The sequence below is a fragment of the Nocardioides sp. P5_C9_2 genome, from assembly GCF_054049555.1.
Genome location: NZ_JBFUMD010000042.1, coordinates 1 through 13,242 on the forward strand (window position 1 = coordinate 1; position 13,242 = coordinate 13,242).

Sequence of the window (13,242 nt, forward strand, 5' to 3'; positions counted from 1 at the left end):
ACCCTAGGGTTGGCGCATGGCCGACCCGCGCGACGTCCTCACCCCCGCCCTCTCCGCCGCCATCGCGCGCGCCCTGGGACCTGAGTTCGAGGGGACCGACCCGGTCCTGCGGCCCAGCCAGTACGCCGACGTGCAGGCCAACGCGGCCCTCGCGCTCGCCAAGCGGGTCGGGACCAACCCGCGCGAGGTGGCCGCCCGGGTGGTCGCCGAGCTGGGCGACCTGCCCGCCGGGGTGGAGATCAGCGGACCCGGCTTCCTCAACCTCACCTACGACGACACGTGGGTCACCTCCCTGCTCGCCGAGCTGGCCGCGGACCCGCGCCTCGGCGTGCCGACCCAGCAGGCGCAGGTCGTCCCGATCGACTACAGCGCCCCCAACGTGGCCAAGGAGATGCACGTCGGGCACCTGCGGACCACGGTCGTCGGCGACGCCCTGGCCCGCACGCTCGAGCACCTCGGCCACCGGGTCGTGCGGCAGAACCACATCGGCGACTGGGGCACGCCGTTCGGCATGCTCATCGAGCACCTGCTCTCGGTCGGTGAGGGTTCCGAGGAGGCACTGCTCCTGGAGAGCGATCCCAACGCCTTCTACCAGGCCGCACGGGCCCAGTTCGACGGCGACGAGGCGTTCGCGACGCGGGCCCGCGCCCGCGTGGTCGCCCTGCAGGCCGGCGACGAGGAGACCCTGCGGCTGTGGACGGAGCTCGTCGAGCTGTCCCGCCACTACTTCAACCGGATCTACTCGACCCTCGGGGTCACCCTCACCGACACCGACCTGGCCGGCGAGTCGACGTACAACGACGACCTGGCGGGGATCTGCGACGAGCTCGAGGCCGCCGGCCTGGCCACGATGAGCGACGGCGCGCTGTGCGTCTTCCTCGACGGCTACACCGGTCGCGAGGGCAAGCCGCAGCCGCTCATCATCCGCAAGTCCGACGGCGGCTACGGCTACGCCACCACCGACCTCGCCACCATCCGGCACCGGGTCGAGCGACTGGGGGCCGACCGCTGCCTCTACGTGATCGGCGCCCCGCAGGCGCTCCACCTGGAGATGGTCTGGGAGACCGCCCGGCTCGCCGGGTGGCTGCCCGACCGCGTCGAGGTCGTGCACGTGCGCATCGGCAACGTGCTCGGCGAGGACCGCAAGATTCTCCGGACCCGCTCCGGGGCGCCGCTGCGGCTGATGGCGCTGCTCGAGGAGGCGCAGGCCAACGCCCGCCGCGAGGTGGACGCGAGCCGGCCCGAGCTCCCCGAGGAGGTGCGCGCCGCCATCGCCCCGCAGGTCGGGATCGGCGCGGTGAAGTACGCCGACCTGTCGGTCGCCCACGACTCGGAGTACGTCTTCGACCTCGACCGGATGCTCGCCTTCGTCGGCAACACCGGCCCCTACCTGCAGTACGCCACGGCACGGATCCACTCGATCTTCCGCTCGGCGGGCGTGGCGCCGTCGTACGCCGCCCCGATCACGCTCGGCGAGCCGGCGGAGCGGGCGCTGGCCCTACGGCTGCTGTCCTTCGGGACCGTGGTCGCCGAGGTCGGTGACACCCTGGAGCCGCACCGGCTGTGCGGCCACCTCTTCGACCTGGCCCAGGACTTCTCGGCGTTCTACGAGCACTGCCCGGTGCTGAAGGCCGCGACGCCACAGCTGCGCGAGTCGCGGTTGTCGCTGGCGGCGCTCACGCTGGCCGTGCTGTCCCAGGGGCTCGACCTGCTCGGGATCGAGACGCCTCCCCAGATGTGACCGGCCCGGGATCACCGGGCATCCGGTGATTCCAAGATCAGTCGAAGGCCGCCAGCAGGTCGGCGACGTGCGCCTGGAAGCGCGGGCAGGCGGAGATGTCGTGGGCCTGGCAGCGGTAGGCGTGCTCGGTCATCTCGCGCGAGATCCGCATCTGCTCCATCCGTCGGTCGAGGTCCTCCAGGTGCCCCCGGAGCACGGCGTGCCGCTCCGGCGCCCCGGCGTCGAGCAGCACGGCGATCTGGTCGAGGGTCATCCCGGCGTCCTTGTTGCGCTGGATCGCCGCCACCCGGGCGACGTCGTCGCGCACGTAGCGGCGCCGGTCGGCGCCGTCACGCGCCGGCGCGAGCAGCCCCACCGACTCCCAGTGCCGCAGCACGTTGGCGGGCAGTCCGAAGCGCTCGGCGACCTCGCCGACGGACCAGGTGCGCACAGGGCTTGACTTCACCCCGACATGAAGTCACAGGCTGGTGTCACCTGACAAGCCAGCTGGAGGAAGACATGTACGACGCACTCGTGATCGGTGGTGGCCCGGCGGGCCTCCAGGCAGCCCTGACCCTCGGCCGGATGCACCGGCCCACCCTGCTGCTCGACTCCGGCGCCTACCGCAACGGCCYCGTCGACGCCATGCACAACATCGTCACCAACGACGGCCGGGACCCGGCGGAGTTCCGGGCGATCGTCCGCGGTGAGCTCGACGCGTACGCCGACGTGGAGGTGCGGGACCTCGCCGCCTCCTCGGTGACCCGTCGGGACGACGGCACCTTCGAGACCACCGTGGCCGACGGCTCGGTCGTCGCGTCGCGCACCGTGGTCCTGGCCACCGGGCTGCGGGACGTGATGCCCGACGTCCCCGGCTTCGCCGAGCAGTGGGGCCGCACGGTCTACGCCTGCCCCTTCTGCCACGGCCACGAGATGCACGGTCTGCGGGTCGCCGTCCAGGACTCCCCCGCGGCCGGCCACCTGGTCCCGATGCTGACGCCCATCGCCGGCTCGATCCAGGTGGTCCCGCCGGTGACGGGTGTGGAGATGACGCCCGCGGGGCTCCGCGTGTCGTCCGGGACCACGTCGGTGGTCGTGGACGGGCTCTTCGCCCACCCGGCCTGGGAGCAGGCGGCGCCCTTCGCCGCGCAGCTCGGGCTGGAGATGCGCGAGAGCGGCTGCGTCGCCGTCACCGTGCTCGGCCAGACCAGCGTCCCGGGCGTGTACGCCGCCGGCGACCTGGCACATGTCGCCGACCTGCCGATGCCGATGGTGTCCGTGCTGGGCGCGGCCGCGGCGGGGCAGGTGGCGGGGGCGTCGGTCCTGCGCGACATGGTGCTCCCCGCGCAGTGACGGGGCGAGCGCGTCGGTCGGGCGCTTGCAGCGTCCCCTCAGCCGGCGGGCAGGAAGGCCCAGCGCTCGTGCACCTCCGGGGTGCCGGCCGGACCGCCGCCCGGCGCCGTGCCGCCCCCGATCTGCGTCGTGTCCGAGCCGACCCACAACCCGGCGCGCGGTGACTCGGGGCCGGTGACCACGAGGACCTGTCCGCCGAACCCGCGCTGCTTCCAGGGATCCCAGGACAGGACCGCCCCCGTGGCCGGGTTGAGCGCCCCGATCCCTTCGTGGGTGGCGGATCCGAGCGACTTCTGGTGGCCCTGGACGTAGACCGCGGAGGCGGTGGCGACCGTGCTCAGCAGGGTGTCGGCGTTGGCGTAGGTGATCCAGGCAGGTCGGGTGGGACTCGTCGTGGCGGTGTTGAACCTCGCCACCGCGTCGCACAGGGTCAGTCCCCGCTCGGCCGTCCGCGCCCCACCGCCGGTGGAGACGATGAAGAAGCCGCCCCCGTCGGGGGAGAAGTCCACGTCCCGCAGGTAGGCCGGCCGGGGGCCCGAGGCGTTGCAGGGCCGGTTGAGGTAGGTGTAGTACCACGGGGCGAGCGAGGCCGACGCGGACCCGAGGTCGACCATGAAGGCCCGCCAGCGCGTCTGACCGTTGACGGCGGTGAAGTTGCCCACCGCCACGAGCTTCGACTTGTCGGGCGAGACCCCGAAGCGCCGCACGTCGGTGGCCCCGGCCGTGTCCGACGTGGTGCCCGCGATGGACAGGTTGATGTAGTTGGGGTCCGCTCCGGTCGCGAGGTTCAGCGCGGTCAGGCGCTTGGTGAACTTGCCGGCCACGATCAGCCGGCCGCTGGCCACCTCCAGGTCCGAGACCGCTCCGTTGAGCCGGGCGTTGAAGGCCGTGTCGACGGCTCCCGTGGCCGGGTCGAGCTTGATCAGCCCACGCCTGGCGACGCCGTTCACGGTCGAGAACTTGCCTCCGACGTAGAGCGCCCTGCCATCGGTCGCGAGCGCGAGGATGTCGCCGTCCACGGTGATGCTGAGCGGGGTGACCGCGCCGTCCGTCATGTTGAACCCGTAGAGGTTCTTGCGGGCGAACGTCAGGGAGCGGTCGGCGTTCTTCACCTGGGTGAAGGCTCCGCCGACGTACATCTGCGCACCGAGGGGCACGGCGGCGAACGGAGCGTTGCCCACGGTGATCCGGGGCGTAAAGTCACCCGGGTCCTCCGAGACCACCCCGACCACCGGCACCGGCGACCCTCCTGCCGGCGCCCCGAGGCCGACGCAGCCGACGGCGACGCACGCCGCGATGATGCTTCGGATCATGAGGTCCTCACCCGTTCCTCCGCGGTCGTCCCGACCACGATCTACACCGCCCGGACTGTTCGGCGAACTCGCGCCATCGTGYGACCGCGACCGCGCCGGGGCCTGGTACAGACCCGGCTTTACCCGATCTGGGCTAGTAGTGCCGCCCCGTCGGGGTCCACCGTCGTCACGGCCGCGGCTGGTCGCCGAGGTACTCCCCCGGCGTCATCCCGGTGACGGTCCGGAAGTCGTGGGTGAAGTGGGCCTGGTCGGCGTACCCGAGTCGCGCGGCCATGTCGGCCAGGGACGACCCGCCCGCCTTGAGCCCTTCGACGGCGTCGTGCAGGCGACGCCGCTGGATGAGCCACTTGGGGCTCATCCCGACCCGCTGCTCGACCAGTCTCTGCAGGCTCCGTTCGGTGAGCCCCACGTGCTCGGCCAGCTCGGCCACCCGCGTCACGTCCGGGTGGTCGCGGAGCCAGCCCACCACCTCGTTGATGAGCAGGCCCTGCTCGTCGACGGGGAGGTACGCCGCCAGCCGCTGCTCGATCCCGGCGATGGCGGCGGCGTGCGAGCGGGGGTCGTGGGGGGCGGCGGTCATCGCGGCGCGGACCTCCGCCACCAGCGGACCGGCGTCGAGCGAGCCGACCTCGTCCAGGTCCAGGTGGCTGTCGGTGATCGTCGCCACGGAGCGGCCCAGCACGAGTCGCCCCGCGGCGGGGGTGAACATCGTCCCGACCGCCCAGCCGTCGCCCTCCAGGGTGACGCTCGACCGACCACGCACCACGCCGTAYAGCCGGGCGTAGGTGTCGCTGACGACGACCAGGCAGACGGGATGTTGAAGCGTGCTCTGCGTCGACGGCTCCGGCAGCGACCACACCGGGATCCAGTACCGCTCGACGAGGTCGGTGAGGTGCGGCGACGCGGCGTAGCGGTGGATGGGCGGCGAAGGCCGCGTGACGCCGGTCAGGTGGGCGCGGTCGACCGGGTCGACGGGTCGTGGGCTCCCGGTGCTCGGCATGTGTCGGATTATCACAAGAGCCGGGGACATCGGGGTGGGAGCGTGGAGCCATGACCGAGACAGCACAGCACCCGACAGCACAGGCCTTCATCGACCGCACCGAGCGGTTCGGCACCATCCTCGACGCCGTCGACGGCCGGTGGGACGCCCCCACCCCCTGTGACGGGTGGTCGGTGCGCGACGTCGCGGCCCACGTGGTCGAGACGGAGCGCGACTTCCTCACCCGACAGGGCTTCGACGTCGGCGCGGCGCCGGACGCGACCGACCCCGTCGCGGCCTGGCACGCCCACACGGCCGCAGTGGCCCGGATCCTCGCGCAGGACGGCGTGGCCGAGCAGGAGTACGACGGCTACTTCGGCCGCACCACGATCGCCGCGACGATGGCCGACTTCTACGGCTGGGACCTGGTCGTGCACGGCTCCGACATCGCCCGGGCCACGGGCCAGGACTGGTCGGTCAGCGAGGCCGAGGCCGCCGCACTGCACGCCACCGCCGACGGCTGGGGCGACGCGCTCCACTCCGAGGGCGTGTGTGCCCCCGCCGTGCCGGTCCCCGACGACGCCTCTCCGACCGACCGGCTCCTGGCCCGGCTCGGCCGCGACCCGCGCTGGACGCCCGCCACCTGAGGACAGCCTCCGTCCGCCTCGAGCCCTAGCGTGGCCTCGTGGCGTACACCTGGGAGGACCTGGCCGGGCGCGCGTCGGCCCGCCAGTTCCCGGAGCCGACGACCGACGTCGCCTCGATGCTCGAGCGGGTCGGTCCGATCCAGTCCCAGACGGCGCGCTCTCCGTTCCTGGGCCTCGCGGCCCGCTTCCCCGGCCTGACCCGCGACGCCCTCACCGCGGCGTACGAGGCCGGGACGGTCGTCCGCGGCAGCACCGTGCGCGGCACCGTCCACACCGCCACCCCCGAGCAGTACGCCGCCCTGGGTGCGGCGACCCGGGTCGGCCAGCGCACCCTGTGGCAGCGTCTCCTCAGGCTCGAGCGGAGCACCCTCGAGGAGCTGTGGGCGAGCATCGAGGACTTCGCCACCGAGTGGCGCACCGTCGACGAGCTGCAGGCGCATCTCCACGACCGGCTGCTCGCGCAGGAGGGACGCGACGAGGCCACCGGAGGGCCGGGAGGCCGCTACCTCGCCTTCGGCCACGGCGGCCTGGTGCGCCGCCCGGTCAACGGGGACTGGGCCGGGCAGGGCGCACCCGTCTACCGGACGCTCCCGCCGCTCGTGCCGGCCGGGCTCGCCGACGCGCTCCTCCTCCACCTGCGCTGCCACGGCCCGGCCTCGCGCCACGACCTCGCGTGGTGGTCGGGACTCGGACTCCGCGTGGTCGACGACCTCCTCGACGACCTCGACCTCGTCGGTGAGTCCGGCCCGGACGGCCGCACGTACGTCGACCTGCCGGACGCCCCGGCGCCCCGCACCGTCCCGGGCGTGCGGTTCCTGCCGGAGTTCGACGCCCTGATGTGCGGCTACGACACGTCGGCCCGGGAGCGGTTCGCGGATCCCACCCACCTGCGCCGGCTCTGGAACCAGGGCAACGGCATGGTGCTGCCACCGCTGCTCGTCGACGGGCGGATCACCGGTCACTGGCGCGTGACCGGCACGGCCCGGAGCCGACCACTCGCGGTCGTGTGGTTCGCCGGCACCCGCAGGCCCCGCAAGGCCGAGCTCGACGCCCCCGTCGCCGCGCTGGAGGCGGCCCTGGCGATCACGGTCACCGCGGTCACGCTGACCCGCGAGCAGGCCTAGCGTCGCTGCAGGGTGACGACGGCCAGCGTGCAGCGGCCGGACACGTCGCCCGGCCCCACGAGCAGGTCGTACGGCGCGGCCTCRCCGTCGCYGGCCTGTGCGCGGCCCTGGAGGACGAGCGCCACCTGGTCGTCGGCCAGCGGGAGGGCCGAGGAGCGGCCCAGCTCGAGGACGGTCACGAAGGCCTCGACGGCCGGCTCGGCGACCACGTTGAGCACCCGGACCGGCCCCTCGGGCACCGACGCGGTCACGACCGCGTCGCCGTCGAAGGCGAACGGACGACGCGGCTCGACGAGGGTCTCGACGCCGTCCACGACCAGGCGCAGCACCGGGCCGTCGACGACGGTGAGCAGCCGGCGCCGGTCGGCGAAGGTCGAGAACGGACCGTCGGCGTCGACGTCGGCCAGGCTCACCCGCCACGCCCCGTCGGCGGCGCGCAACAGCTCGCGCGTCGTACCGCCGCCGTTCGGCCACGGCTGCGGTGCGACGTCGGCGGAGCGGACGACCCTCGTCACTACTTCTTCGGCTTCTCCGACGGCTGCGTGGTGGAGAGCGCAGCCACGAAGGCCTCCGGCGGCACCTCGACGGTGCCGATGTTCTTCATCCGCTTCTTGCCCGCCTTCTGCTTCTCCAGCAGCTTGCGCTTGCGGGTGATGTCACCGCCGTAGCACTTGGCGAGCACGTCCTTGCGGATCGCCCGGATGTTCTCGCGGGCGATGACGCGCGCTCCGATGGCGGCCTGGATCGGCACCTCGAACTGCTGGCGCGGGATGAGGTCCTTGAGCTTGCCGGCCATCATCACGCCGTAGCCGTACGCCGCGTCGCGGTGCACGATCGCGGAGAATGCGTCGACGGGCTCGCCCTGGAGGAGGACGTCGACCTTGACCAGGTCGGCGGCCTGCTCGCCGGAACGCTCGTAGTCGAGGGAGGCGTAGCCCTTGGTCCGCGACTTCAGCTGGTCGAAGAAGTCGAAGACGATCTCGCCCATCGGCAGCGTGTAGCGCATCTCGACGCGGTCCTCGGACAGGTAGTCCATGCCCTGGAGGTTGCCGCGCTTGGTCTGGCACAGCTCCATGATCGTGCCGATGTAGTCGCTGGGGCTGAGGATCGTGGCCTTGACGACCGGCTCGCGGACCTCGTCGATCTTGCCCTCGGGGTACTCGCTGGGGTTGGTCACCACCATCTCGGACCCGTCCTCCATCAGCACCTCGTAGACCACGTTGGGTGCGGTCGAGATGAGGTCGAGGTTGAACTCCCGCTCCAGGCGGTCACGGGTGATCTCCATGTGCAGCAGGCCCAGGAAGCCGATGCGGAAGCCGAACCCGAGCGCGCCCGAGGTCTCGGGCTCGAAGGTCAGCGCGGCGTCGTTGAGCTGGAGCCGCTCGAGCGCGTCGCGGAGCGTCGGGTRGTCGTCGCCGTCGATCGGGTAGAGGCCCGAGTAGACCATCGGGTTGGGGTGCTTGTAGCCGCCCAGCGCCTCGGTGGCGCCGTGGTGCTGGCTGGTGACCGTGTCCCCGACCCGCGACTGGCGCACGTCCTTCACGCCGGTGATCAGGTAGCCGACCTCGCCGACCCCGAGGTCGCCGGCCTTGACGGGCTCGGGGCTGATGACCCCCACCTCGAGCATCTCGTGCACCGCGCCGGTCGACATCATCTTGATCCGGTCGCGGTGGGTGAGCTTGCCGTCGATGACCCGGACGTAGGTGACCACGCCGCGGTAGGTGTCGTAGACCGAGTCGAAGATGAGGGYCCGCGGGGGTGCGTCGGCGTCGCCGACGGGGGCCGGGGTCTGCAGGACGATCTCGTTGAGCAGGCCGGCGACGCCGACGCCGGTCTTGGCGCTGACCCGCAGCACGTCCTCGGGCTCGCAGCCGACCAGGCCGGCCAGCTCCGCGGCGTACTTGTCGACCATCGCGCCGGGCAGGTCGATCTTGTTGAGCACCGGGATGATGTGCAGGTCCGCGCCCATGGCGAGGTACAGGTTGGCCAGCGTCTGGGCCTCGATGCCCTGGGCGGCGTCGACCAGCAGGACCGCGGCCTCGCACGCCTCGAGGGAGCGGGACACCTCATAGGTGAAGTCCACGTGGCCGGGGGTGTCGATCATGTTGAGGACGTAGGTGCCGGGCTCGGCGCCCTCGTCGTTGTCGGCCGGCACGGTCCAGGGCATCCGGACGGCCTGGCTCTTGATGGTGATGCCGCGCTCGCGCTCGATGTCCATCCGGTCGAGGTACTGCGCGCGGGCGGCACGCTCGTCCACGACGCCGGTGAGCTGCAGCATCCGGTCGGCGAGGGTCGACTTGCCGTGGTCGATGTGGGCGATGATGCAGAAGTTGCGGATGATCGCCGGGTCGGTCTGGCCCGGCTGCGGGGCGTTCTTGAGAGACACGGGCGACTTTCTGCACGACTACGTGAGCGGGTACGACGGTCCGGGCATTCTTCCACGACGGCCCCGGCGGCCACGAACCTACGACCGCCGACCTGTGACCGCCTACCTCGAGCGCCTACCTCGAGCGCCTACCTCGAGCGCAGAGCCGCTGCGCTGCGGGTGAGGTGGTCGCGCTCGGGGGCGCTGGTCGTCAGGTCGGCCGCGCGCGCGTACGCCGCCGCCGCCGCGTCGCGTTCCCCGGCCAGCTCCAGCAGGTAGCCGCGCACGGCGTGGAACTGCGTCGTCGAGCCGACCTCGTCCTCGAGCGCGGCGTGGCCGGTGAGCGCCACGGCCGCCCCCTCGACGTGACCCACGGCCACGAGCCGGCCGAGCCGGGCGATGGGGTTGCCCGCGAGCGCCACCAGGTCGTCGTACCAGCCGAGCACCTGGGGCCAGTCTGTCTCCTCCCACGACGCGGCGTCGTCGTGCAGCGCGGCGATGGCCGCCTGCATCTGGTACTCCCCCGGCCGGCCCTCGGCCAGGGCCTGCTGGAGGAGCCGGACACCGGCCGCGACCTCCGCGGTGTCCCACCTGGCCCGGTCCTGCCGGTCCAGCGACACCAACCTGCCCTCCCGCCAGCGGGCGCCGTCGCGGGCGTGGTGCAGCAGCATCAGCGCCAGGAGCCCCCGGACCTCGGGCTCCGGACTGGCCAGGGTGAGCTGGCGGGTGAGCCGGATCGCCTCCGCGGCCAGGTCGACCTGCCCGCGGTGTCCGGTGTGGAAGACGAGGTAGAGCACCCGCAGCACCGCGGCCAGGTCACCCGGCCGGTCGAGCGGGACGTCGCGGATCGTGGCCTTGGCCCGGCTGATCCGCTGCGCCATCGTCGCCCCGGGCACCAGGAAGGCATCGGCGACCTGGGCCGTGGTGAGGCCGCCGACGGCGCGGAGGGTCAGCGCCACCGCCGAGGGGGCCGACAGCGACGGGTGGCAGCACAGGGTCAGCAGGAGCAGCGTGTCGTCGGCCTGCTCCACGGGACCCGCCTCCGGCTCGTCGCCCAACGTCTCCTCGCGCCGCCGGCGCGCGGACTCGCTGCGTCGGGCGTCCACCAGCCGACGCTGGGCGACGGTGACCAGCCACGCCCGCGGGTTGGCCGGTGGTGCGTGCGGCCACGTCCGGACCGCCTCGACGAGCGCGTCCTGGACGGCGTCCTCGGCCGTCGCGAAGTCGTTCCCGCGACGGACGAGGACGCCGATCACCTGCGGCACCAGCGCCCTGAGCAGGTCGTCGTCCACCCGAGGTCAGGCCTCGCCCGGGTCGCTGCCGTCCATGACCTGCCGGACCTCGATCCACTCGCGGAACGGGTTGCCGTCCTGGTCGGGGCCGGACGAGACGAATGCCGCGATCTCGAGCGCGCGCTCGCGGGACTCGACGTCGACCATGTACCAGCCGGCGGCGAGGTCGCTGGTCTCCGGGTAGGGGCCGTCCGTGGTCACCGGCGCCGCCCCCTCCCCGCCGTACTGGACGTAGACCCGGTCCTGGTGCAGGGCCTGGCCGTCGACGAGCTCGCCGCTCTCCTCGAGCATGCGGCTGCACTCGCCGAGGAAGCGCATGTGCGCGTCCACCGCCTCCGGGGTCCACTGGTCCATCGCGATGACGGGGTGGTGGTGCTCGGGGCCACCGCGGTAGTGCTTCAGCAACAAGTACCTGGGCATCTGTCTCCTCCTTGCGCGGGGGCCCCGGTCGGGCCCGTCACGATGGGAACGGAGCCGAGGAGCCGTTCTCGACATCCGTCGTGGACATCTCCGCGGTGGGCACCCAGTACCGGAGCTTGATCCCCCGCCGGCCCTCCAGCACCCCGCCGGCCGCCTCGATCACCTTGGCCGAGGCCAGGTTGTCCTCGTCGCACGTGAGGAGCGCGGACTCGATCCCGAGGGCGTGGGCGTGCGGCAGCACGGACCGCAGCATCTCCGTCGCGTGCCCGCGCCGTCGCGCGGAGGGACGCACCTCGTAGCCGATGTGGCCGCCGTACTCGCGCAGCCAGTCGGTGAGCTCGTGGCGCACCGAGATGCGGCCGAGGTACGTGTCGTCGTCGACGAGCCACCACGTGCTCTGCGGGACGTGGCCCGTCGGGCGCTCGGACGCCGGCCGGGCGTCGGCGTGCAGGTAGGCCACGAACTCGGCGAACCCCTCCTCGGCGTGCCAGCGGTCGGAGAAGAGATCCATCCAGCGCTTGAGCATCGAGCCCTCGCCCGTGCGCCCCTCGGCGACCAGCTCCTCGACGGCCGCGAGGAAGGACGCGCGTACGGCGGTCGTGGGGGCGACGAGGTCGGGCATGTCGACCATCAAACCCTGCGTACCGGGCTACTGTCCCGCCATGACACGCACCGAGGAGGGCGGGATGCCCCCGGACGAGTGCTTCCGCCTCGACGACGGCGGACAGCCGGTGACGTGCACCCAGCAGCCGGACGGCAGCTGGACGCCGGAGTCGTCCAGCCCTCTGTCGTGGAGCCCGTTCGAGCTGTTCGGCATCGCCTTCGGGCTGATCCTGGTCCTGGGTGTGGCCGGCACCCTGTGGCGGATCCGTACCGCCAGGTCGATGGCACGCAGCGCCGGACTGGACGAGGGCACCGCCGTCCGGATGGCGCTGGCCTCCGAGGACGGCCTGACGGCGACCTACCTCGCGTCGTCGATGCGCGGGTCCGCCTCCACGGGGCCCGTCGTCCGCGACACCGCCACCCGGCTGCGGGAGCTGGACCGGCTGCGCAGCGAGGGCCTCGTCACCGAGGACGAGCACGCCTCACGACGGGCCGCCATCCTCGACGACATCTGAGCAGGGAGGATGTCGCCCATGACTCGCAGCCCCGGCGCCTACCCCGCTCCCCCCGGAGCGACCTCGAGACGCCTCGATTGGGCCTTCCTGCCCCCGCACCTGCGCGCGTACGTCGAGCGTCGCTGCGGGTCCCCGGTGGTCGAGGCGGTCTCGCAGACGTCGGGCTTCACTCCTGGCTTCGCCTCGGTGCTGGTGTGTGAGGACGGGTCCCGGCACTTCGTGAAGGCTGCCTCGGTCAAGGCGCAGCGGCTCTTCGCCGACTCCTACCGCGAGGAGGRCCGCAAGCTCGGCGCCCTCCCCGCCTCCGTCCCGGCGCCGCGGCTGCTGTGGATGCTGGACGACGACTGGGTGGTGCTGGGCATCGAGCACGTCGAGGCCCTCCCCCCGGGGCGGCCGTGGCGACCGGCGGACCTCGAGGCCACCCTCGACGCGTTGGAGGTGGTGGCGGACGAGCTGACCCCCGCGCCGATGCGGCTGGACACCTTCGTGAGCGAGTTCGCGTCGTTCCTCGACGGGTGGGCGCACGTCCGCTCGGCGCACGACCTGCCCCACCTGGACGACGCCGAGGCGCTCGCCCGCCGGTACGCCGAGGTCTGCGACGGCGACACCCTGGTCCACACCGACGTCCGCGCCGACAACGTGCTCCTGGACGGCGCGGGGAAGGCGTGGCTGGTCGACTGGAACTGGCCGGTCACCGGCGCACCGTGGCTCGACTCGCTCTTCACGCTCATCGGCCCCCGCGGGGACGGGCTCGACGTCGAGGCGGTGCTGGCGTCGCGTCCGCTGCTGCGCGACGTCCCGGCGGAGTCGGTCGACATCGTGCTCGCCCTGGTCACCGGCTACTTCCTGTCCGCCTGCGACCAGCCGGTCCCGCCCACGTCGCCGTACCTGCGCGAGCACCAGCGCTGGCA

General features: G+C 72.7%; 14 protein-coding genes. 6 read left to right on the forward strand and 8 right to left on the reverse strand.

Annotation, left to right across the window (positions count from 1 at the left end):
- Positions 1-16 precede the first annotated feature (16 nt).
- A complete protein-coding gene (gene argS / locus ACXJKL_RS03850; protein ID WP_457205735.1) occupies positions 17-1,741 on the forward strand; it encodes an arginine--tRNA ligase in 1,725 nt (574 codons plus the stop codon).
- A gap of 37 nt (positions 1,742-1,778) precedes the next feature.
- On the opposite strand, the gene ACXJKL_RS03855 is transcribed toward argS, so the two are convergent.
- Positions 1,779-2,186, reverse strand: a complete 408-nt coding sequence (locus ACXJKL_RS03855; protein WP_457205736.1) for a MerR family transcriptional regulator — start codon at positions 2,184-2,186, stop codon at positions 1,779-1,781.
- A 53-nt stretch (positions 2,187-2,239) separates the two neighbouring features.
- On the opposite strand from ACXJKL_RS03855, the gene ACXJKL_RS03860 reads away from it, so the two are divergent.
- Positions 2,240-3,073, forward strand: a complete 834-nt coding sequence (locus ACXJKL_RS03860; RefSeq protein WP_457205737.1) for an NAD(P)/FAD-dependent oxidoreductase — start codon at positions 2,240-2,242, stop codon at positions 3,071-3,073.
- A gap of 38 nt (positions 3,074-3,111) precedes the next feature.
- Here ACXJKL_RS03860 and ACXJKL_RS03865 read toward each other — a convergent pair whose 3' ends face one another.
- Both ACXJKL_RS03865 and ACXJKL_RS03870 read right to left on the reverse strand, forming a co-directional pair.
- Complete coding sequence (locus tag ACXJKL_RS03865) at positions 3,112-4,386, reverse strand: hypothetical protein (RefSeq protein WP_457205738.1); 1,275 nt, start codon at positions 4,384-4,386, stop codon at positions 3,112-3,114.
- A gap of 166 nt (positions 4,387-4,552) precedes the next feature.
- Positions 4,553-5,386 carry a helix-turn-helix domain-containing protein gene (locus ACXJKL_RS03870; protein ID WP_457205739.1) on the reverse strand — a complete coding sequence of 278 codons (834 nt, stop codon included), beginning with the start codon at positions 5,384-5,386 and terminating at the stop codon, positions 4,553-4,555.
- A gap of 50 nt (positions 5,387-5,436) precedes the next feature.
- Between ACXJKL_RS03870 and ACXJKL_RS03875 the strand changes: the two genes are divergently transcribed.
- Together ACXJKL_RS03875 and ACXJKL_RS03880 are read left to right on the forward strand one after the other, a co-directional pair.
- Positions 5,437-6,012, forward strand: a complete 576-nt coding sequence (locus tag ACXJKL_RS03875) for a TIGR03086 family metal-binding protein (protein ID WP_457205740.1) — start codon at positions 5,437-5,439, stop codon at positions 6,010-6,012.
- Positions 6,013-6,050: 38 nt separating this feature from the next.
- Complete coding sequence (locus ACXJKL_RS03880) at positions 6,051-7,136, forward strand: DNA glycosylase AlkZ-like family protein (RefSeq protein WP_457205741.1); 1,086 nt, start codon at positions 6,051-6,053, stop codon at positions 7,134-7,136.
- Here the strand turns inward: ACXJKL_RS03880 and ACXJKL_RS03885 are convergent.
- From ACXJKL_RS03885 to ACXJKL_RS03905, 5 genes are all read right to left on the reverse strand, one after another.
- Complete coding sequence (locus ACXJKL_RS03885; protein ID WP_457205742.1) at positions 7,133-7,651, reverse strand: HutD/Ves family protein; 519 nt, start codon at positions 7,649-7,651, stop codon at positions 7,133-7,135. The two genes, ACXJKL_RS03880 and ACXJKL_RS03885, sit on opposite strands and share 4 nt — an antisense overlap.
- Complete coding sequence (gene lepA / locus ACXJKL_RS03890) at positions 7,651-9,522, reverse strand: translation elongation factor 4 (RefSeq protein ID WP_457205743.1); 1,872 nt, start codon at positions 9,520-9,522, stop codon at positions 7,651-7,653. Before lepA ends, ACXJKL_RS03885 begins: the two co-directional genes overlap by 1 nt.
- Before the next feature lie 128 nt (positions 9,523-9,650).
- The gene (locus ACXJKL_RS03895) at positions 9,651-10,793 is read right to left on the reverse strand and encodes an RNA polymerase sigma factor (protein WP_457205744.1); all 1,143 of its coding nucleotides are present in this window, start codon (positions 10,791-10,793) and stop codon (positions 9,651-9,653) included.
- Positions 10,794-10,799: 6 nt separating this feature from the next.
- Positions 10,800-11,213, reverse strand: coding sequence for a YciI family protein (locus tag ACXJKL_RS03900; protein WP_457205745.1), 414 nt, complete (start codon positions 11,211-11,213; stop codon positions 10,800-10,802).
- Positions 11,214-11,250: 37 nt separating this feature from the next.
- On the reverse strand, positions 11,251-11,835 hold the full coding sequence (locus ACXJKL_RS03905) for a GNAT family N-acetyltransferase (protein ID WP_457205746.1): 585 nt from the start codon (positions 11,833-11,835) through the stop codon (positions 11,251-11,253).
- A 40-nt stretch (positions 11,836-11,875) separates the two neighbouring features.
- Between ACXJKL_RS03905 and ACXJKL_RS03910 the strand changes: the two genes are divergently transcribed.
- Complete coding sequence (locus tag ACXJKL_RS03910) at positions 11,876-12,331, forward strand: hypothetical protein (RefSeq protein WP_457205747.1); 456 nt, start codon at positions 11,876-11,878, stop codon at positions 12,329-12,331.
- An 18-nt stretch (positions 12,332-12,349) separates the two neighbouring features.
- Positions 12,350-13,242 (forward strand): hypothetical protein (locus ACXJKL_RS03915; protein ID WP_457205748.1); only part of this gene is annotated, 893 nt, incomplete at its 3' end.

Coding starts and splice junctions, on each gene's coding strand:
- argS (WP_457205735.1), top strand. CDS start 17: ATGGCCGACCCGCGCGACGTCCTCACCCCCGCCCTCTCCGCCGCCATC.
- ACXJKL_RS03865 (WP_457205738.1), bottom strand. CDS start 4,386: ATGATCCGAAGCATCATCGCGGCGTGCGTCGCCGTCGGCTGCGTCGGC.
- ACXJKL_RS03875 (WP_457205740.1), top strand. CDS start 5,437: ATGACCGAGACAGCACAGCACCCGACAGCACAGGCCTTCATCGACCGC.
- ACXJKL_RS03900 (WP_457205745.1), bottom strand. CDS start 11,213: ATGCCCAGGTACTTGTTGCTGAAGCACTACCGCGGTGGCCCCGAGCAC.
- ACXJKL_RS03905 (WP_457205746.1), bottom strand. CDS start 11,835: ATGCCCGACCTCGTCGCCCCCACGACCGCCGTACGCGCGTCCTTCCTC.
- ACXJKL_RS03910 (WP_457205747.1), top strand. CDS start 11,876: ATGACACGCACCGAGGAGGGCGGGATGCCCCCGGACGAGTGCTTCCGC.